Source organism: Plantibacter sp. RU18, assembly GCF_050613355.1.
Taxonomy (GTDB): Bacteria; Actinomycetota; Actinomycetes; order Actinomycetales; family Microbacteriaceae; genus Plantibacter.
In genome coordinates this window covers 1,963,205-1,982,911 of sequence record NZ_CP159618.1, presented here as the reverse complement: position 1 = coordinate 1,982,911, position 19,707 = coordinate 1,963,205, and the positions used below count along the sequence as shown (strand labels likewise).

The window sequence follows — 19,707 nt, the reverse complement described above, 5'->3', positions numbered from 1 at the left end:
TGCTCAGATGAGCAGCGCCGCGTGCGCGTTCGCGCAGCAGCGTGCGCCGGGCCCTCCGCTCAGCGGCCCTCGCGCGTCGCGCGCGCCGCCAGATCGGCCTCGATCGTCGTCGGGCGCCCGGTGATCCGTCCGGCGACGGCGCAGGCCGCACCCGTGACGAGCAGCAGGATCAACGGAGCCGTCCACGAGCCGGTCAGGGCGTGCAGGAGGCTCACGACGAGTGGCCCCAGTGCCCCGAGCGTGTAGCCGACACTCTGGACGAACCCGCTCAGGGCCACGGCACCGTCGTGGGTCGCCGTACGCAGGTTGATGAGGACGAGTGCGAGCGGGAACAACAGCGGACCGAGACCGGCCAGCAGGACCCAGAGCCAGGTGAGCGTCGTCGGCGCGAGAAGCAGTCCGAGGTAGCCGAGCACGAAGCAGGCGCTCGCGACGTACACGAGGATCGCGACGTTACGGAGCCTGGCGACGAGCATCGGGACGACGAGACTCGCCGGGACGCCCATTGCGGAGAAGAGCGACAGGAGCAATCCGCCCTGCGCAGGCGTCGCGCCGGCGATGTCGACCACGATCGTGGGCAGCCACGCGAACATGACGTAGGCGTTGAGCGACGACGTCGCGAACACCGCGGCGATCGCCCAGGCGATCGGCGAGCGGTGGACGAGCACCCGGTCGACACGGGGCGCCTCTTCGATCTCCGGGTCGGCGGTCGCCCGGGCAACACGGCGCTCGCGGAGGAGCAGCGCGAACCACGGGAGCACCGCGAGGAAGGCGACGATCGACCAGATCCCCAACGAGACGTGCCACCCGGCGGTGTCGGCCACCGGCACGGCGATGAGCGGCGGGATGAAGGTGCTGATCGACAGCACCGTCGCGTAGAGCGAGGTGACGAGCCCGACGCGGTCGGGGAAGTACTTCTTGACCAGTGGGGGCAGGACGACGTTGCCGATCCCGATCCCCGCGAAGCAGAGCGCACTGCCGATCGCGAGGACGGCGAAGTTCGGGGCGAGCGATCGGACGAGGTGGCCGAGCACGATCGAGGCGAGCGCGATGAGGAGGACGGGCTCGAGGTGCAGACGGCGCACAAGACGCGGCGTGAAGACCCCGAAGAGCGCGAAGCACAGCGGGGGCAGCATGCCCAACAACCCGAGGCCGACCGATCCGACGCCGATGTCGCCGTCGATCTCCGCGAAGATGGGCGACAGCGAGGTGACGGCTGTACGCAGGTTCGCGGCGACGAGTACGATCCCGACGAGTGCGAGGGTCCTGCCCCGCCAGAGCGGAAGCGGTGCCACTAGGAGAGCATCCGGCGCGCGCGCTCGACGTCGTCGGTCATCTGGACGATGAGCGGCTCGATGCCGGTGAACGCGACCATACCGCGGATGCGCTCGACGAACTGCACCTCGACCTCGTCGTCGTAGAGGTCGAGATCGGTCTCGTCGAGGACGTACGCCTCGACCTGCTTCTGCGGCACGCCGTCGAAGGTCGGGTTGTTGCCGACGGAGATCGCGGCCGGGTAGTGATGCCCGCGCCACCCGAGCCAGCCCGCGTACACCCCGTCGGCAGGGATCAGGCCCTGGGAGTCGGGAGAGAGGTTCGCGGTCGGGAAGCCGAGTTCGCGTCCGCGCTTTGCGCCGTGCACCACGACGCCACGGACGCCGGGCGGCCTGCCGAGCAGGCGGGATGCCGCGAGGACGTCTCCCTCTTCGAGGAGCTCACGGATCCACGTCGACGATACTCGGCGTCCCCCGGACGGGCGGACGTCGTCGACGACGCGGACGGAGAATCCGTAGACCTCGCCGAAGGACTCGAGCGTGGAGACCGTCCCGAGACCGCGATGTCCGAACCGGAAGTCTTCGCCGACGAGCACGACCTTCGCGTGCAACGCTCCGACGAGGATCGAGGTGACGAACTCCTCAGGCGTCAACTGTGCGAGCGTCTGGTCGAAACGCAGGAGGAGCGCGGCGTCGACGCCGGCGCGCTCCAGGAGTCCGAGCTTCTGCTCGTTGCTGACGAGCGACGCCGGGCAGCGGTCGGGGTTGATCAGGCTGAGCGGGTTGCGGTCGAACGTGACCGCGGTCGTTGTGAGGCCGGCCGTCCCGGCCTCCTCCATCAGGGCCGCGATGACGGCGCGGTGTCCGGTGTGGACACCGTCGAACTTGCCGATGGTGACCGCGGACGGGCCGAAGCCATCCGGGACCTGGTCGAGCTCGGTGAAGGTGATCATGCGTTCTGGCGCCGGTGCTTGGCGAGCCACCAGAGGCCGAGGATCGGCAGCACCAGCGGAATGAACAGGTAGCCGCGGCCGAAGACCGACCACACCGTGTCGTGCGGGAACAGCTCAGGGTCCAGGAGGCTCAATGCTCCGACCACGAGGACACCGACGAGCTCGAAGGAGATGGTGATCCAGGCTGTCCGCCGCCAGAGCGCACCCACGGCCACGAGCGAGACGGTCGCGAGGATGTAGACCACGGCTGCCAAGGCGGAGAGGACGTACGCGAGCGGCGCCTCCTCGAACTTGGTCGTGATCTGGACGACCGAACGGCCCGTCGCGGCGAGCGCGAGGATGCCGTAGACGGCGACGAGCACGACCCCGATCCCACGGAGTCGTGGGCGGGCGGGAGCGGTGGTGAGGTCTGCCATAACTTGTCGATTCTATGCGACGCGACAGGGCGCCCCGGCACCTGATGACGTCGGATGCCGGGCGGTCGCGCTCGTCGAGAGGTGGAGGCGTGATCGCGATCGTCAGCCGAGCTGCACCGTCCAGATCTGCTCCATGCGGTAGAGCATCACCGCGATCGCGAGGCAGACGACACCGAGCACGACGGTGGACCAGCGGCTGCGATCGACGAGCGCCCAGAAACCTCCCGCCACCGGCAGGATCATCGCCGAGATCAGATAGGTGTAGAACTCGGGCACGCTGCCCGTCGCGGCGTTCCCGAAGGCCGGCGCCGCGATCGCGACCACCAGCTGCGCGACGAGCAGTAGCTCGACGAGCGCGGTTGCACCCATCGAGAGGTCGTTCGGCGCCCGACCGACCAGACCGAGGACGACGCACAGCAATCCGGCGACGACGGCCACGACGATCTGGGCGATCGTGAACCACTCGATCATGCGGACTCCTCGGCAGGGAAGTTGACGACGGACCTGAGGGTGTCGCCCCGACGCTCGACGAGTCCGACGAGATGACCGTCCGGCGCGATCGCCGCGATAGGGCCGGTATGGCCGTCCGGGAGGTCGCGAGCGAGGCGCTTCCCGTGGCTGAGGTCGATCGCCTCCTGCTCCGTGAGGTCGAGCGAACCGAACAGCTCACGCGCGACGTCCGCCGGCGCGAGGAGCGATGTGGCGACGTCGAGCTCGTCGATCGTCGAGGCGTCGGCGACGAGGAACGGACCGATCCGCGTCCGTCGCAGTGCAGTGAGGTGGCCGCCCACGCCGAGCGATGCTCCGAGATCACGGGCGAGGGCCCGGATGTACGTCCCGGACGAGCAGACGACGCGCACGTCGATGTCGACGAAGCCGTCACCCCGGCGGATCTCGAGGATGTCGAACTCGCTCACGGTCACCGAGCGCGACCTGAGCTCGACCTCGATCCCCTCCCGGGCGAGGGCGTAGGCGCGCATCCCGCCGACCTTGATCGCGCTGACGGAACTCGGGACCTGCTCGATCGCTCCGGTGAGTGGCTCGATGCCGACGACGATCGCGTCGTCGGTCACCGCAGCGACCAGCGCGGCGTCGGCGGTCTCCGTGACCTCCCCCTCGGCGTCGTCGGTCGACGTCACCTGACCGAGACGGATCGTCGCGAGGTACTCCTTGTCGAGTCCGACGATGAAGGTCAGCAGGCGGGTCGACGAACGGACACCGAGCACGAGCAGGCCGGTAGCCATCGGGTCGAGCGTGCCGGCATGGCCGACCTTGCGGGTGCCTGCGAGCCGTCGCACGCGCGCGACCGCGTCGTGCGAGGTGTGCGCGGCGGGCTTGTCGACGAGGAGGATGCCGGGGCGCGGAGCCGTCGGCTCGGGAACTGATTCGCTGTAGTCGACCACTCTGCAACGCTACCAGCGGAGCTCTCGCCCGACCGGTGCGGCGGCGTGACCGATGCCTCAGCAGAAGTCTGCGAACACCCACTGCGGGCGGGCCTCGTCGGTGTTGTCCACGATGACGCTCGCGCGCGCCGCGGGGTCATCGTCCTTGCGGTACAGCGCCTCGCCGCCGACATAGCGGGCGTTCGACGCCGCTGCCGGGTCGGTGTCCACTCCGAGCCGCGCGTGAAGTCGCTCGTAGGCGACGGTTCGAGGTACTTGCAGTCGCATGGAACCGTGCCAGATGCCCCGCAGCTCCGGACGGTTGAGGAACACGCCGTCGACGATGAGGACGGCGTCCTGCGGCCCGATCGTCCAGCGGAGCTGCGCACCCACGTCGCGCCCCTCGTCGAAGCCGACGAGTTGGAAGCCCGTGCTGCCGGCCAGACGGAAGGGCTCGATGAGCGCACGTCGGAACAGCGAATAGTCGAAGGAGTCGAGCCAATAGCCCGCAGCGTCATCCCGGCCGCGGGCATACCGCTGCTCGCGCGGGCGATGGAAGTCGTCGATCGAGGCACGGAACACGGCTCGCCCTGCCTCACCGAAGACCGCCGCGAGCCCATCAGCGAACTCGGCCGTCCCCGAGCCGCTGGCACCGTCGACCGCGAGCATCGTCCGCCCCCGCGGATAGTCGCGCTGGAACTGGTCGCGCAGCTGACGCAGCAGGTCGATACGCGGGGTCGTGACGAGCTTCATGGCGCCGAGCCTACCCGCACGGATCGTAGGCTGGTCGGGTGTCGTCATCACCCGCCGAAATCGCCCCGCTCGTCACCGAGTGGTTCGGCACCCACGCGCGGGACCTCCCCTGGCGACGGCCCGGGTTCCCGGCCTGGGGCACGCTCGTCTCGGAGTTCATGCTGCAGCAGACCCAGGTGAGCCGGGTCATCCCTCGACTCGAGGAATGGCTCGAGCGATGGCCCACACCGGCCGATCTCGCTGCGGAGCCACCCTCCGAGGCCGTCAGGGCATGGGGACGTCTCGGCTACCCTCGGCGCGCGCTGTGGCTCCATGCCGCGGCGACGCAGATCGCCGATCGACACCACGGCATCGTCCCGGAGGACGTCGACCAGCTGCTCGCGCTCACCGGCATCGGCGACTACACCGCTCGCGCGGTCGCTGTCTTCGCCTACGGGCATCGCCATCCGGTCGTCGACACGAACATCCGCCGGGTCATCGCTCGAGCGATCGACGGCCAGGGCGAGCAGGGTCCGCCGAATGCGAAGGTCGATCTCCCGGCAATGGATGCCTTGCTCCCCCAGGACATCCCCCAGGCGGCCGCTTTCAACGCCGGGATGATGGAGATCGGCGCGATCATCTGCACCGCCAGGGCGCCTCGATGCGAGGAGTGCCCGCTCGTCGCCGTCTGCGCGTGGCGAGCCGCGGGCTACCCCGCCTACGCGGGCCCGGTGAAGGCGAAGCAGAAGCAGTACGTTGGAAGCGATCGTCAGGTGAGAGGCATCATCATGGCGGAACTGCGCTCGACCCACCGCTCGGTGGATACGGCGGAGCTCCGAGCGCTCTGGCCCGACGCGAAGCAGTTCGAGCGCGCGCTGGCGGGCCTCGTCGCTGATCGTCTCGCGGTGCGCATCGACGGAGGATACGCGCTCCCCCACGAGTGACCCACCTCGACAGGCTCGGTGACCCGAACCGGCACTGACCGGGACCGGTCCCTGAGCGGAACCGGTCCCGGAGCCTGCGGACGGGCGGGCTACTGCTCGTCGTCGGTCTCGCGCGGCTTCACGTACGGGTCCTCGTCACCGGCGTAGGTGGCACCGGCTGCAAGCCCCGCCACTTCGGTGTCGCGGTCCTTCGCCTCGCGGAGCAGATCCTCGATGTGCTGCGCGTTCTCCGGGATCGCGTCGAGGAAGAACTCGAGGCTCGGGGTGAGGCGTGTGTTGATGTTGCGACCGATCTCCGCGCGCAGCAGGCCCTTCGCCGAGACGAGCGCAGCGGAGGTGTCCGCACGCTCCTCATCGGTCCCGTAGACCGTGTAGAACACGTTCGCGTGCTGGAGGTCGCCCGTGACCTGGACATCGGTGATCGTCACGAAGCCGAGACGCGGGTCGCGGATGCCCTTGTCGAGCCGCTTCGCGATGACTTCCTTGATCCGGTCGGCCAACTTGCGGGCCCTGGGGTTCTCTGCCATCTCGTCCTCCTCTGATGACCGCCGGGCGGATCACCGCCCGGCGGGTGCTGCACACAATACAAGCAGGAATCCCCGCCGCCCTCCCGGAGGAGAGCGACGGGGATCGGCCGGGCGGACTAGCCGCGCGGCTTCTCCTTCATTTCGATCGTCTCGATCTCGTCGCCGATCTGGATGTCGTTGAACTTGCCGAGACCGATACCGGCCTCGAAGTCCGTCCGGACCTCGGTGACGTCGTCCTTGAAACGACGCAGCGATTCGATCGCCAGGCTGTCGCCGACCACGACGCCGTCGCGGATGACCCGCGCCTTGGCGTTCCTCGTGATCGTGCCGGAGCGGACGATGACACCCGCGATGTTGCCGAACTTGGAGGAACGGAACACCTCGCGGATCTCGGCGACACCGGACTGCACCTCTTCGTACTCGGGCTTGAGCATGCCGGTGAGGCTCTGCTCGACGTCCTCGAGTGCGTTGTAGATGACCGAGTAGAACCGGACGTCCACACCCTCGCGGGCCGCACGCTCGCGGGCCTTCGGGTCGGGACGAACGTTGAACCCGATGATGATCGCGTTGTCGATCGTGGCGAGGTTGACGTCGGACTCCGTGACAGCACCGACACCGCGGTGGATGATCCGGAGCTGGACGCTGTCGTCGACATCGATCTTGAGCAGCGACTCCTCGAGTGCTTCGACGGCACCGGAGACGTCACCCTTGATGATGAGGTTGAGCGACTCGACCTTGCCCTCTTCGAGTGCACGGGTGAAGTCCTCGAGCGAGATGCGCTTACGGGCCTTGGCCAGAGCGGCGTTGCGCTCTGCGGCTTCACGCTTCTCGGCGATCTGACGCGCGGTGCGGTCCTCCTCGGTGACGAGGAAGGTGTCGCCTGCACGGGGAACGCTCGACAGACCCTGCACCTGGACCGGACGGGACGGGCCCGCCTCGGAGACGATGTCGCCGTTCTCGTCGACCATCGCACGGACGCGGCCGTACGCCGTTCCGGCGACGATCGCGTCGCCGACGCGCAGGGTACCGGACTGGATGAGGACGGTCGCGACGGAGCCGCGGCCCTTGTCCAGCTTGGCTTCGATGGCCACACCGCGAGCGTCCTTGTTCGGGTTCGCGCGCAGGTCGAGACCGGCGTCTGCGGTGAGCAGCACGGCGTCGAGGAGGTCCTTGATACCGGTGCCGGCACGAGCCGACACGTCGACGAACATGACGTCTCCGCCGTACTCCTCGGCCACGAGGCCGTACTCGGTCAGCTGCTGGCGCACCTTGGCCGGGTTGGCGTCGGGCTTGTCCACCTTGTTGACCGCGACCACGATCGGCACGTTGGCCGCCTGGGCGTGGTTCAGGGCCTCGACCGTCTGCGGCATGATGCCGTCGTCCGCCGCGACCACGAGGATCGCGATGTCGGTGACCTGCGCACCACGAGCACGCATGGCGGTGAACGCCTCGTGACCCGGGGTGTCGATGAAGGTGATCGGGCGTTCGATGCCCTCGTGCTCGGCGACGACCTGGTACGCACCGATGTGCTGCGTGATGCCACCGGCTTCGCCGGCGACGACGTTCGCGTTACGGATGGCGTCGAGGAGTCGCGTCTTACCGTGGTCGACGTGACCCATGACGGTGACCACGGGGGGACGGATGGCGAGGTCCTCGTCGGACTCGTCTTCCAGCTCCTGATCGAGGTCGATGTCGAAGCCCTCGAGGAGCTCTCTGTCCTCGTCCTCGGGCGAGACCATCTGGATCTTGTAGCCGAGCTCGGAACCGAGCACGTCGAAGGTCGCCTCGTCGAGGGACTCCGTCGCCGTCGCCATCTCACCGAGGTGGAACAGCACGGTCACGAGGTTGCCGGGGCTTGCGTCGATCTTGTCGGCGAAGTCCGAGATGGACGCGCCACGACGCAGGCGGATGATGGTGTTGCCATCGCCGCGGGGAACGCTCACGCCACCGAGCGACGGGGCTTCCCGCAGCTCGAATTCAGCCCTCTTCGTACGCTTCGACTTGCGAGCCTTGCTCTTGCCGCCACCGCGACCGAAGGCACCTGCGGTGCCACCGCCGGGTCCACGACCACGACCGCCACCGCCACCCGGACGACCGGCGAAACCACCTGCGGGAGCACCACCGGGAGCGCCACCGGGACGGAAACCGCCACCGGCACCTGCACCACCGGGACGGAAGCCACCGGCACCGCCAGGACGACCTGCGCCACCCGGACGACCAGGGCCGCCGGGACGCTGACCCTGGCCGACGCCCGGACGGGGCGAGCCGGGGCGCGGAGCCTGCGGGCGGGGGATGTTGCTGGGGTTCGGACGCTGTCCCATGCCCTGTGCTGCAGCGAAGGGGTTGTTACCCGGACGCGGCGTGCCGGTCGGACGCTGTCCCATGCCCTGCGAGGAGGCGAAGGGGTTGTTGCCGGGGCGCGGAGCACCCGGGCGGGGGCCGCCCGGCTTCGCGGCGTCACCTGACGGTGCGTCGCCCGCGGCAGGAGCCGCAGGAGCCGCAGGAGCCGCAGGAGCAGACGGCGCCGCGGGGGCTGCCGTCGCTGCCGCGGCCGGAGCCTCGGTCTTCGGGGCCGGAGCCGCCGGAGCAGCAGGTGCCTTCGGGCCGGGAGCGGCCTGCTTCGGAGCAGGAGCCTTGAGGGCCTCGGACGTGACGGCGGGTGCCGCAGGGGCCGGAGCCTTCGGGGCGGCGGGGCCCGGGGTCGGTGCGCCGGGCGTGGCCGGACGTGCTGCCGGGGCAGCCGGAGCGGCGGAGGCCGTCGCACCTGAGGCTTCGAGGGCCGCGCGCAGCTTGCGGGCGACCGGGGGTTCGATGCTGGACGAGGGTCCTTTGACGAACTCGCCCAATTCCTTGAGCTTCGCCATAGCGATCTTGCTGTCTACTCCGAGTTCGGAAGCGATCTCGTGTACACGTGGTTTTGCAGCCACAATTCTCCTGTCTGAGCTTGCACCCAGGCAGGGGCAAGCATTAGTGGTGGACGGTGCTCATTTCGAGCCGCTCATGAGTTGTCCATTAGCCGTTCAGCCTGTTCTCTCGGAATGCCGCACCGGATGGGGCGGCAGCAGGATGGAGGCCCGGGATCCGGGCCTGATACCTGCAGTGGGAAGCACGTCGTTCGCCGAAGCGCTCTCGCGTGCTCTGACCATCGTACACCCCACACCTGTGTGCGGTCTCCACCACGGCGGCGTCTCGGCGCCGCCGCAGGCTCAGGTCGCGGGCCCGGCTGTCTCCGATGATGCGCGGACGACGGCGAGCAGGTCTGCGGCGTCCAAGCCGCTCGCCAGGCGCAATGCCCTGGTGAACGCGCGGCGCTGCACCGCTTGCTCGACACAGCGCACATCAGGGTGCACCCACGCGCCGCGGCCGGGCAGCTGCGCGGCGGGATCCGCCACGAGCACGCCGTCGCCGGCCACGACACGCAGGAGCACCGAGCGGGGTTCGCGACGGCGACAGCCGACGCAGGTCCGCACGGGTTCCATCCGGATTAGTCCGCTTCGAGGATCGAATCCGGCTGGATGTCGATCTTGGCGCCGGTGAGCTTCGCGGCCAGACGGGCGTTCTGCCCCTCCTTGCCGATGGCGAGCGACAACTGGTAATCAGGGACGAGCGCCCGGACCGCCTTCAACGACTGGTCGATGACGTAGGCGCTCGTGACCTTCGCCGGCGACAGCGCGTTCGCGACGAACGTGGGCAGGTCCGGCGAGTAGTCGACGATGTCGATCTTCTCCGCGCCGAGTTCGTCGGTCACGGCACGCACCCGACGCCCGAGCTCACCGATGCAGGCGCCCTTGGCGTTGATGCTCGGGTCGTTGGCCTTGACGGCGATCTTCGTGCGGTGACCGGCCTCGCGGGCCAACGAGACGATCTCGACGACGCCGGAGGCGATCTCGGGGACCTCGAGGGCGAACAGCTTGCGGACCAGTGCGGGGTGCGTGCGCGAGACCGTGATCTGCGGACCCTTGAGGCCCTTCGTCACGCTCGTGACGTACACGCGGATGCGAGCACCGTGCGGATACTCCTCACCGGCGACCTGCTCCTCGGGGGGAAGGATCGCCTCGATCGTGCCGAGGTCGACGTGGATCATGCGCGGGTTCGGGCCCTGCTGGATGACGCCGGCGATGATGTCGCCCTCCCGGCCCTTGAACTCGCCGAGCACTGCGTCGTCCTGGATGTCGCGGAGGCGCTGGAAGATGACCTGCTTCGCGGCGAAGGCTGCGATCCGCCCGAAGTCGTCCGGCGTGCTCTCGGCTTCGCCGATCAGCACATCCTCGTCATCGAACTCCGGGACGAAGACGCCGACGTGACCGGTCTTGCGGTCCAGCTGGACACGGGCGGGGGCGATATCGCCGCGGCCCGCGGTCTCAGCACCCTCGGTGCTCTTGAGATACGCACTCAGGATGGCCTGCTCGATGATCCCGACGAGCTCCTCGAAGGGGATCTCCTTCTCGCGCTCGATCGACTTCAACAAACCGAGATCGATGTCCATCGATGGCCTCCTCTATTCAACTGGTGGTGCCGCGGCAGAGACGTGCAGCGGCGTGACGGGCACGCTGCTGCCGTGCTGCCGAACCCGTCTGTCTACGGTACCGGATGCCGGAGGGTCCGTCATCCACCGAGCTGGGAACAACCCGCACGTCTGCGGAGGGCGGCGCATCGGCTCGACCCGGTCGGAGGCTGGTGACATGATTGCCCAATGGTCTTGGGCGAGCTGCAGAACCTCATGCGGAGCACGAGGGTGAGGATCCTCGGCGCCATCCTGCTCGCCACGGCGCTCGCGATGACGCTCGTGGGCGTCGCCACCTACACGCTCGGACGCCAGCAGACCCTTGCGACGATCGACCAACGGCTCGGCCACAGTGCGGAGCTCATCGACTTCATGGTGGTCGGCTCAGGCGACACTGCCGACGCGCCCGCCTCCAGCGACGAGGCCGTCGACGCCGTGATGCGCCGCTGGATCTTCGCCGAGGACGAGACGGCGATCGGTATCCGGGCAGACGGCACGACCGTCGCCCCGTCGGCCCCCTCCGCGTTCCGTCTCGACGACGACGAGGCGCTCCTCGCCGAGATCGCCGACCAGGCGTCGGGCGGCGTCGTCACCGGCGAGGCGAGCGGCCAACGCACCGTTCGCTATGCGATCATCCCCGTGCAGGTGGCGGGCGACTCTGCTGTCGGGCATGTGGTCATCGCGACCGATGTCCAGGCGGCTCTCGCGGAATCACGCGGCGTGCTCGCGGTCGAGATCGTCGTCGCCGTCATCTGTCTGCTCCTGCTCGGCCTCGTGGGCTGGCAGCTTGCCGGAGGCCTGCTCCACCCCATCCGGCTCCTCCGCGACGCCGCTGCGCGGATCACGGAATCCGACCTCGACGAGCGCATCCCCGTGGTCGGACGCGACGACGTGTCCGAACTCACCACCACCGTCAACAGCATGCTCGACCGTCTCGACGACGCGTTCACGAGCCAGCGCCAACTGCTCGACGACGTCGGCCACGAGCTCAAGACACCCATCACCATCGTCCGCGGCCACCTCGAACTCCTCGATCCGGCCGATCCCATCGAGGTCGCGGCCACGCGCGACCTCGCGCTCGACGAGCTCGATCGCATGAGCTCCCTCGTCGCCGACATCACAGAGCTCTCCACCGCGGGCCTCGCCTCCACACTCGACCGCGAGCCGGTCGACATCGCGGCGTTGACGGCGACTGTGCGAGACAAGGCAGCAGCCATCTCCCCCGATCACCACTGGACGCTCGGCGAGCAGGCGGAGCTCACCGCCGATGTCGACGCCGGCCGACTGGCCCAGGCCTGGCTGCAGCTCGCGGACAATGCCGCGAAATACTCTCCGGCCGGCTCCGCGATCGTCATCTCGAGTCGCTTCGACGAGGACGACGACCCGGCACTGGTGCTCTCGGTCACCGATGAGGGTCCAGGGGTCCCCGACGCCCTGCGCGAGCGCATCTTCGACCGCTTCACTCGCGCGAGCGGCGGCTGGGGCGTCGCCGGCTCCGGGCTCGGCCTGTCGATCGTGCAGGCGATCGCCGCCGCGCACGGCGGGTGGGCCGAAGTGGAGGACGCCGACTGGGACGGGTCGATCTTCAGCATCAGGCTGCCGCTCGCGGTCTCGGACGACGAATCCGAGGACGACGACGCGCTCGACCTCGATCCCGACGAGACTGCCGCCATCCCGCGGAGCGCGATGGCGCAGGCGATCGCATTGCGCGAGGCGCAGGCCGCGCAGGACGCCGCGGAGCCCGCCCGAGCGGAGGACGGATCGGCTCTCGGAGGTCAGACGGACGACGTCACCGCCGTCATCACGGCGCCTGCCTCGCCCGATCCGTGGTCCGAGCCGGTGCACGAGGACGACTTCCCCGAGCTCGTCGACACCTCGGCGCGCCGATCGACGCCGGACGACGGCGCATGAGTCGCATCCTGGTCGCCGAGGACGAGACTCGGATCTCCGCGTTCGTGAGCAAAGGCCTGCGCGCCGCCGGTCATACCGCAGACGTCACGGTGGACGGCTCGCAGGTCGTGGAACTCGCCGAGAGCGGAGACTTCGACCTCCTGGTCCTCGATATCGGGCTCCCGGGCATCGACGGCTTCGAAGTGCTCCGCCGCCTCCGCGACGACGGCAGCGAGCTCCCCGTCATCATCCTCACCGCACGCGACTCGGCGAGGGACCTCGTCGCGGGGCTCGACGGTGGGGCGAACGACTACATGTCGAAACCGTTCCGCTTCGACGAGCTGCTCGCGCGCATCCGGCGGCGTCTCGCCGAGCACGGGTCCCCGTCGGCCGTCGTCCCTCAGGAACGGCTCGTCGTCGGCCGTCTGGAACTGGAACTCCGCGAGCGCCGCGTGCTCGTCGACGGCGTCGCCGTGGAGCTCTCCACCCGCGAGTTCGCACTCGCCGAAGAGTTCTTCCGGCACCCCGATCAGATCCTCAGCCGTGAGGAACTCCTGAGCACGGTGTGGGGTTACGACTTCGACCCGGGTTCGAACGTCGTCGACGTCTACGTCCGCTACCTCCGCAACAAGATCGGCAAGTCCGCGATCTCGACTGTCCGCGGAGCCGGCTACCGCCTCAGCACGAGAGCGCAGTAGTCGTCGTCATCCACTCGGGACGACGGCGAACACTGCGCTCTCGGGGCTACAGGGAGCTGGAGAGGTCGGCGATCGCCACACGGGACTTGGTGCCTGCTGCACGGTCCCAGAGCTCGACGAAGCCCTCTGCCGCATCGCGCCCGACGACCACGACGATCGGGACACCGATGAGCTCGGCGTCGCCGAACTTCACACCGGGCGAGACCTTGCCGGTGCGGTCGTCGTAGAGGACGTCCTTCCCGGAGGCCTCGAGCGTGGCGACGAGGTCCTCGGCGATCTCGAAGATCGCGGCGTCACGCCCGGCTGCGACCACGTGGATGTCGAACGGTGCGACGGCCTTCGGCCAGATGAGTCCGCGCTCGTCGTTGTTCAGCTCCGCGATGATCGCCAGGATCCGCGTGATACCGATGCCGTACGAGCCCATCGTGACGGTGACGAGCTTGCCGTTCTCGTCGAGGACTTTCAGCCCGAGCGCCTCCGCGTACTTCCGACCGAGCTGGAAGACGTGACCGATCTCCATGCCACGCGCAAGCTCGACGGGGCCGGAGCCGTCGGGAGCCGGATCACCGGCTCGGACCTCGGCGGCCTCGACGAACCCGTCGGCGGTGAAGTCGCGCCCAGCGACGAGACCGAAGACGTGCTGCTGGTCGACGTTCGCTCCGGTGATCCACTCGGTGCCGTCCACGATCCTCGGATCGAGGAGGTAACGGATGCCTGTGGCGGACTCCTCGCCGAGGACGGGCCCCTGCGGTGACCACGGGCCGATGTACCCCTTGACGAGTCCGGTGTGCTTCGCGAAGTCGCCTTCGGTCGCCGCCTCCACCTCGGCGGGCCCGAAGGCGACCTCGACGCGCTTGAGGTCGACGTCGCGGTCGCCGGGCAGGCCGATGATGATGAGTTCACGCGAGCCGTCGAGGTGCTTGAGCGCCAGCACAACGTTCTTGAGCGTGTCCGCGGCCGTCCAGGCCCGGCCGTCGTCGCGAGGATGACGATCGTTGGCGAGGTCGACGAGCGTGGTGATCGTCGGCGTGTTCGGCGAGTCGAAGACCGTTGCGGGTGCCACGGCGTCGATGGGGCGTGCGTCGGGGACCTCGGTCGTATAGGCCTCGACGTTTGCGGCATAGCCGCCGGCTGAGCGGACGTAGGTGTCCTCGCCGACCGGAGTCGGGTGCAGGAACTCCTCGCTCCGCGAGCCACCCATCGCGCCGGCGTCGGCCTGGACGATGGCGTACTCGAGCCCGAGCCGGGTGAAGATGCGCTCGTACGCGTCTCGCTGCGCCTGATAGCTCGCGTCGAGCCCTGCGTCGGTGACGTCGAACGAGTAGGCGTCCTTCATCGTGAACTCGCGGCCGCGCAACAGCCCGGCCCGCGGGCGGGCTTCGTCGCGGTACTTGTCCTGGATCTGGAAGATCGACAGCGGCAGGTCCTTGTACGAGGAGTACAGGTCCTTCACGAGGAGCGTGAAGACCTCTTCGTGCGTGGGGGCGAGCAGGTAGTCGGCCCCCTTACGGTCCTGGAGGCGGAACAGCGCGTCGCCGTACTCCTCCCACCGCCCGGAGACCTCGTACGGCTCCCGCGGCAGCAGCGCCGGGAAGTGGACCTCGAACGCACCCGCGTTCGCCATCTCCTCGCGGACGATGGTCTCGATCTTGTTCTTGACCCGCAGACCGAGCGGGAGCCAGGCGAACACACCGGGGGCCTGGCGGCGGATGTATCCCGCCCGCACCAGCAGACGGTGACTCGTCACCTCCGCGTCGGAGGGGTCTTCACGGAGCGTACGGAGGAAGAAGTTCGAAAGGCGCGTAACCACCCGTCCATGCTAGTCCGTACAGCGGGTGCGGCTCGCTGCTGCGATGCGACTACCAGGGACGTTCAGCGAAGTTGCCGTTGTCGTTGGTCCGACCCCGGTTCTTGGCGTCCTCCGTGGACTTGTCCTGCTGGGCGTCCTGGCCCGCATCCTTCAAGCGGTCGACCTTGCCGTCCACGTCGCTGTCGCCGGTGCCGCTCGATCCGCCGTCATCCGAACCGTCCTGCGGCTCCTGGCCCTGGCCACCAGCGGCGCTGTCCCGCTGATCGGTCGCACCCTGCCGTTTCTTGTCGATGCGGTCCCCGGTGTCTTGCAGGTTCTCCCCGGGTGTCCGTTTGGGATCGATCGTGTCCGGTTGCTGGCCCTGGCCACCCTGGTCCCCTTGGTCGCCCTGGTCCCCTTGGTCGCCCTGGTCGCCCTGGTCGCCCTGATCTCCTTGGTCTCCCTGGTCGCCCTGATCTCCTTGATCTCCTTGGCCCCCCTGGTCGCCCTGATCTCCTTGGTCACCTTGGTCACCTTGGTCACCTTGGTCACCCTGGTCACCCTGATCCTGCTGATCCTGCTGGTCCTGGCCACCGCCGTCCTGCTGCTGGTCTTCGCCGCCTTGACTCTGATTCTGCTGGTCCTGCTGGTCCTCGCTCTGATCCTCGGATTGGCCCTCGAAGCAGCTCGCACCCTCGTCCACGATCCGCTTCGCGGTGTCGTACAGGTTGATGGCTCCCTGGAAGAACTGACCCTTCACGTACTCGTCGGCCTGGGTCTCGTACGCCCTCGCCAGGTTCACGCGCACGACGCACGCAGTCTCGTCGTTCGGGGCGAGTTCGAGTGCCTTCCCGAGATCGTCGGTGCCCTGCACCCAGTCCTGACCGGCCGCCGCCGCCGTTCCGTGGTCGAACCACGCGATCCACGGTTCGACGGCGTTCGCAGTGAGCAGGTGCGCCGCGCTCAGCTCCGAGCCCGAGTAGTCCTCCGCCCGATAGCCGGCGATGGACGACTGAGCCACGATCGGCAGGCTGATGAGCTTGACACCGATCGTGAGTGCGACGAGGACGAGCGGGAGGGACCACCAGAACAGGCGCCGACGCAACCGTCTGGTCTCGGCGTCCGACAGCGGTGCCCGGGTCGGCTCGGCCGGTTCGACCCGTGGCTCGGGGGCGGCCGGCACCCTGTCTGCGGGGAGATCACGTGGGCGGTCGTCGAAGAGCGTCATCGTCGCTCCCCTTTCGTCCGGCGGAGTTCGCCCAGTGCGCCGATCAGGCCGGGGATCTCCGTGAGGAGCAGCGCCCCGAACCCGAGGGCGAACACCCAGTACAGCTCATCCGTGCGGCGGATGTCCACCTCGTCCTGCACGGTGACGCCACCGACCGCGATCCCGTCGAGCGTTTCGTCGAGCGACTCCCCCGGCGTCCGGACCTCGGCGTCGACCCCGAGCTCTGCGGCGATCGTCTCGAGCGCGCCGGGATCGAGCCGGGAGACGGCCGGTTCGCCGGTCGAATAGTCCTGGATGTACCGCACCCCGCCGTCCTGATAGCCGGAGAACTCCCGCATGGTGCCGCCGGTCTCCGTGCCGTACCCGAGCACGCCCCCGCCGCGGATGAGCGGGGCGATGCTCGCGAACGATCCCGGCTGCTGGCCGCTCGTCTGCTCGCCGTCGCCCAGGTAGAAGACGACGCGGTTGCGGCCCGGTTCCTGCGCTTCGGCCTGAGTCAGCAGCGTGGTCAGGAACTCGACGGGCGCGTCGATGCTGCTCCCGCGCGAGTACGTCGTCACCTCCTGCGTCATCGCTTCCGTCGCAGAACGCAAGGCGGTCGCGTCGGTCGTCAGCGGCATCCGCTGGATGGCGACCGCATCGAACGTCACGAGCGCATACCGCGCGCCGGCGAGTCGGTCGGCGATCCCCGTGATGTCGGTCTTCGCGCCGTCGAGCCTCGTCGGCGGTTTCGGCGCACCGTTCTCGTCGACACCGGGGGAAGCGTCGTCGAGCCAGTCCTCGGCGGCCATCGAACTCGTCGTGTCGACGACGAAGTACACGTCGAGGTCGCCCATCGCCGACGGTGGCCGGTGGTTACCGGGGATCGTCGGTCGGAGCGCGATGATCACGAGCACGACCACGAGCAGCAGCCGCGCGATCCAGTGCCAGGCGCCCGGTCGACGGAGCCCCACGAGGAACTGCCAGACGGCGAATGCGCCGAGCACCGCACCGAGCACGGCGACCGCCCAGACGGGAAGCACGGGGTTGATCGTCATCGTCGGAGCCTCCACGCGAGCAGCATGAGGGCCGCGAGGCCTGCGAAGGCCGCGAGGACGAAGACGAACGGCTCATCCACCTGGACGAGCTGCTTCGCGCCCTTCATGGTCTTCGTCTGCTCGGCGGTGATCTGTTGGACGATCCCGCCGACCGCACCGGGATCGGCGAGCGCGTAGTACTCGCCACCGGTCGACGTCACGACCTCGTCCATCTCAGCCGCGAGGTCATCGAGGTAGTCCTTGCTCGCGACGTCTCCGGGGTTGATGCCGTACACGGTGACGTCCTGCGCCTTCGCATAGTCGCCCGCCTCGCGGAGGGTCAGGATCGGCTCCCCCGCGACGTAGTTGTCCGTCGCGAGGACGATCGATCGCGAACGCTCCTCACCGACCTGGTCGAAGCGCATGACACACGAGCCGAGGCCGTCTCCGATGAGCGAGGACCCGTTGCCGAGATCGGTGCCGTTCCAGTACTCGTAGTCGCTGTCGGGCGAGGTGAGGTCGTCGACGAGGCGGTCGAGCTGCGTCGTCACATAGTCGTAGTCACTCGTGAGGGGGAAGTACGTGGTGGCGGAGGCGTTGAACAGCACGAGGGCGATGCGCTCGCCGTCGAACCGCTGCACGAGGGATTCGAAGACGCCGACGAGGGCGGCGTCGTACTCGGTCATCGAACCGGAGACGTCGAGGCACAGGACGATGTCGCGGTTGCGGAGCTCCGGTTGGAAGACGGTCGTGCTGACGACCCGGGAGCCGAGCGCCATACCCGCGAGCAGCAGCACGCCGAGTGACGCGATCGTGGCGATGATGAGTCGGCGGTAGCGTGACAGCGCCCGACGGTACCCTGGCAGGGAGGTCAGACGCTCGGAGTGCGCGACCCACAGCGGCTCCGCTCCGGCACTCCGACGTCGTCGGACCCGGACGACGAGGACCACGCCGACCACCACGGCGGTGATGACCGCGAGCCAGACGAACGGCATCCACCAGTGGATCAGCTCCATGTCGTCACCACCTGACGTGCAAGCGCAGCCGCTTCGGGGACGCTGCCGGACTCGGCCTCCCGGAACTCCGCGGGGTAGTACGCGGACACTGCACGGGTCAACGGGACGAGCCCTGCTCGATCGAGGTCGGCCAGTGTCATGACCTGTGCGCGCACGCCGGTGGAATCATGCGCGTACATCCGGAGGATGCCGCCGAGACGTTGGTGCGCTCGCCTCGTGCTCAGGGCACCGCTCGCGTGCTCGCGCTCGATCTCACCGATGAGGCCGAGATAGCGGTCGCGCAGCGCCGTCGGTGACGGCAGCGGCACGGGACGCGGAGCGTTCCCACGGGCGCGGCGCTTCACATGTCTGAGCATGAACACGTACCAGGCGATGACGAGTGCGATGAGGACGAGCCCGATCACCGGCCAGAGGATCGTGTACTGGACCGGCGCGTAGTAGCCGTTATCGCCGGGCATGCTGGTGCGCCTCGAGGAGGTGGAAGAGCCCAGGGATGACGTCGTCTGCGCCCGTGACGCGCTGGGCGCTGATGCCGAGCGCTTCGAGCTGGTCCAGATGGCGGGCGGTCGCGTCCTGCACCGATGCGGTGAACTCGCGGCGCAGGGCAGGGTCCGCGCGCACGAATGCGGGCAGCGCCTCCTCCCGGGCGACATCCAACATCGACCGGTTCGTGTAGTCGGCGCGCATGAGGTCGGCATCGCCGACGGAGATCCACAGCACCTCGTGCTGCGCATGCAGTCGTCGCAGGATCGCGAGCCGCGCAGCGGTGAACTCCTCGTCGTCCGAGACGATCACCAGGAGGCAGCGCTGCTTGACCGATCGTGCCGCGAACGCGAGCAGCTCGTCGAGGTCGCTCTGCGGTGCCGCCAGCGAGGCACGACGGTCGATGTGCTGCAGCAGCCGTTCGAGCGCGGACTCGGTGCCGGCCGGGCGGAGCAGCTCAGGCGACGCCGCATCGCCGGTGACCAGTCCGACGAGATCGCCGTGCCGGATCGCGAGGTAGCCGAGGATGCCGACGGCGAGGATCGCGACTTCGCGTTTGGAGGACCCACCGGCGGCGAGCGCCGCGAGATCCCGGCCGGTGTCCACGGCGAACAGCACGTGGTGCTTCCGGGTCGCGATGTACCGCTTCACGAGCGGAGCGCCGTGTCTGGCCGTCGCCTTCCAGTCGATGTCCTTGATCTCGTCGCCCGGCGTGTATTCACGGAGGTCGTCGAAATCGAGGCTCCTGCCCTGGAACACTGAACGGTACTCGCCGTCGAGCATCCCCCGCACTCGGCGATGGGCATGGATGAAGAGCTTTGACTTCACTCGATGGAGCAGTGGCGCTGCCATGCG

At 68.7% G+C, this 19,707-nt stretch carries 19 protein-coding genes; 3 read left to right on the top strand and 16 right to left on the bottom strand.

Annotated features, from left to right (window positions below; translation table 11 throughout):
• Positions 1 to 59: 59 nt before the first annotated feature.
• The 6 genes from ABMA10_RS09545 to ABMA10_RS09520 all read right to left on the bottom strand — a co-directional run bounded on the left by ABMA10_RS09545 (position 60) and on the right by ABMA10_RS09520 (position 4,778).
• A complete protein-coding gene (locus ABMA10_RS09545) occupies positions 60 to 1,295 on the bottom strand; it encodes an MFS transporter (RefSeq protein ID WP_347868293.1) in 1,236 nt (411 codons plus the stop codon).
• Positions 1,295 to 2,227, bottom strand: coding sequence for a bifunctional riboflavin kinase/FAD synthetase (locus ABMA10_RS09540; protein WP_347868294.1), 933 nt, complete (start codon positions 2,225 to 2,227; stop codon positions 1,295 to 1,297). Before ABMA10_RS09540 ends, ABMA10_RS09545 begins: the two co-directional genes overlap by 1 nt.
• Positions 2,224 to 2,643: a hypothetical protein gene (locus ABMA10_RS09535; protein WP_347868295.1), complete on the bottom strand. Its 420-nt coding sequence runs from the start codon at positions 2,641 to 2,643 to the stop codon at positions 2,224 to 2,226. The genes ABMA10_RS09540 and ABMA10_RS09535 overlap by 4 nt, the downstream gene beginning before the upstream one ends.
• A gap of 102 nt (positions 2,644 to 2,745) precedes the next feature.
• Complete coding sequence (locus ABMA10_RS09530) at positions 2,746 to 3,114, bottom strand: hypothetical protein (RefSeq protein WP_347868296.1); 369 nt, start codon at positions 3,112 to 3,114, stop codon at positions 2,746 to 2,748.
• Positions 3,111 to 4,046, bottom strand: a complete 936-nt coding sequence (gene truB, locus ABMA10_RS09525) for a tRNA pseudouridine(55) synthase TruB (protein WP_347868297.1) — start codon at positions 4,044 to 4,046, stop codon at positions 3,111 to 3,113. Before truB ends, ABMA10_RS09530 begins: the two co-directional genes overlap by 4 nt.
• Positions 4,047 to 4,103: 57 nt before the next feature.
• On the bottom strand, positions 4,104 to 4,778 hold the full coding sequence (locus ABMA10_RS09520; protein WP_431031453.1) for a uridine kinase: 675 nt from the start codon (positions 4,776 to 4,778) through the stop codon (positions 4,104 to 4,106).
• A gap of 38 nt (positions 4,779 to 4,816) precedes the next feature.
• Between ABMA10_RS09520 and ABMA10_RS09515 the strand changes: the two genes are divergently transcribed.
• On the top strand, positions 4,817 to 5,701 hold the full coding sequence (locus ABMA10_RS09515; RefSeq protein WP_347868299.1) for an A/G-specific adenine glycosylase: 885 nt from the start codon (positions 4,817 to 4,819) through the stop codon (positions 5,699 to 5,701).
• Between the two features lie 89 nt (positions 5,702 to 5,790).
• Here the strand turns inward: ABMA10_RS09515 and rbfA are convergent, their stop codons facing one another.
• The 4 genes from rbfA to nusA all read right to left on the bottom strand — a co-directional run bounded on the left by rbfA (position 5,791) and on the right by nusA (position 10,714).
• Positions 5,791 to 6,228: a 30S ribosome-binding factor RbfA gene (gene rbfA, locus ABMA10_RS09510; RefSeq protein ID WP_347868300.1), complete on the bottom strand. Its 438-nt coding sequence runs from the start codon at positions 6,226 to 6,228 to the stop codon at positions 5,791 to 5,793.
• Between the two features lie 116 nt (positions 6,229 to 6,344).
• A complete protein-coding gene (infB, locus tag ABMA10_RS09505) occupies positions 6,345 to 9,092 on the bottom strand; it encodes a translation initiation factor IF-2 (protein ID WP_414693657.1) in 2,748 nt (915 codons plus the stop codon).
• A 342-nt stretch (positions 9,093 to 9,434) separates the two neighbouring features.
• Positions 9,435 to 9,707 (bottom strand): YlxR family protein, encoded by a 273-nt coding sequence (locus tag ABMA10_RS09500; protein ID WP_347868302.1) that lies wholly within the window; start codon positions 9,705 to 9,707, stop codon positions 9,435 to 9,437.
• 5 nt (positions 9,708 to 9,712) lie between these two features.
• Positions 9,713 to 10,714 (bottom strand): transcription termination factor NusA, encoded by a 1,002-nt coding sequence (nusA, locus tag ABMA10_RS09495; protein WP_347868303.1) that lies wholly within the window; start codon positions 10,712 to 10,714, stop codon positions 9,713 to 9,715.
• A gap of 207 nt (positions 10,715 to 10,921) precedes the next feature.
• On the opposite strand from nusA, the gene ABMA10_RS09490 reads away from it, so the two are divergent.
• A complete protein-coding gene (locus ABMA10_RS09490) occupies positions 10,922 to 12,643 on the top strand; it encodes a sensor histidine kinase (RefSeq protein ID WP_347868304.1) in 1,722 nt (573 codons plus the stop codon).
• Positions 12,640 to 13,320 (top strand): response regulator transcription factor, encoded by a 681-nt coding sequence (locus tag ABMA10_RS09485; protein WP_347868305.1) that lies wholly within the window; start codon positions 12,640 to 12,642, stop codon positions 13,318 to 13,320. Before ABMA10_RS09490 ends, ABMA10_RS09485 begins: the two co-directional genes overlap by 4 nt.
• Before the next feature lie 46 nt (positions 13,321 to 13,366).
• Here ABMA10_RS09485 and ABMA10_RS09480 read toward each other — a convergent pair whose 3' ends face one another.
• Genes ABMA10_RS09480 through ABMA10_RS09455 form a run of 6 tightly spaced genes read right to left on the bottom strand, consistent with a single transcriptional unit; the run spans position 13,367 to position 19,704 of the window.
• The gene (locus ABMA10_RS09480; protein ID WP_347868306.1) at positions 13,367 to 15,130 is read right to left on the bottom strand and encodes a proline--tRNA ligase; all 1,764 of its coding nucleotides are present in this window, start codon (positions 15,128 to 15,130) and stop codon (positions 13,367 to 13,369) included.
• Between the two features lie 49 nt (positions 15,131 to 15,179).
• Positions 15,180 to 16,337 (bottom strand): hypothetical protein, encoded by a 1,158-nt coding sequence (locus tag ABMA10_RS09475; protein ID WP_431031452.1) that lies wholly within the window; start codon positions 16,335 to 16,337, stop codon positions 15,180 to 15,182.
• On the bottom strand, positions 16,334 to 17,374 hold the full coding sequence (locus ABMA10_RS09470; RefSeq protein ID WP_347868308.1) for a VWA domain-containing protein: 1,041 nt from the start codon (positions 17,372 to 17,374) through the stop codon (positions 16,334 to 16,336). The genes ABMA10_RS09475 and ABMA10_RS09470 overlap by 4 nt, the downstream gene beginning before the upstream one ends.
• Positions 17,371 to 18,369, bottom strand: coding sequence for a vWA domain-containing protein (locus tag ABMA10_RS09465; protein ID WP_431031451.1), 999 nt, complete (start codon positions 18,367 to 18,369; stop codon positions 17,371 to 17,373). The genes ABMA10_RS09470 and ABMA10_RS09465 overlap by 4 nt, the downstream gene beginning before the upstream one ends.
• Positions 18,360 to 18,827: a hypothetical protein gene (locus tag ABMA10_RS09460; RefSeq protein ID WP_347868310.1), complete on the bottom strand. Its 468-nt coding sequence runs from the start codon at positions 18,825 to 18,827 to the stop codon at positions 18,360 to 18,362. The genes ABMA10_RS09465 and ABMA10_RS09460 overlap by 10 nt, the downstream gene beginning before the upstream one ends.
• Positions 18,814 to 19,704 carry a DUF58 domain-containing protein gene (locus ABMA10_RS09455; protein WP_347868311.1) on the bottom strand — a complete coding sequence of 297 codons (891 nt, stop codon included), beginning with the start codon at positions 19,702 to 19,704 and terminating at the stop codon, positions 18,814 to 18,816. The genes ABMA10_RS09460 and ABMA10_RS09455 overlap by 14 nt, the downstream gene beginning before the upstream one ends.
• Between the last annotated feature and the right edge of the window lie 3 nt (positions 19,705 to 19,707).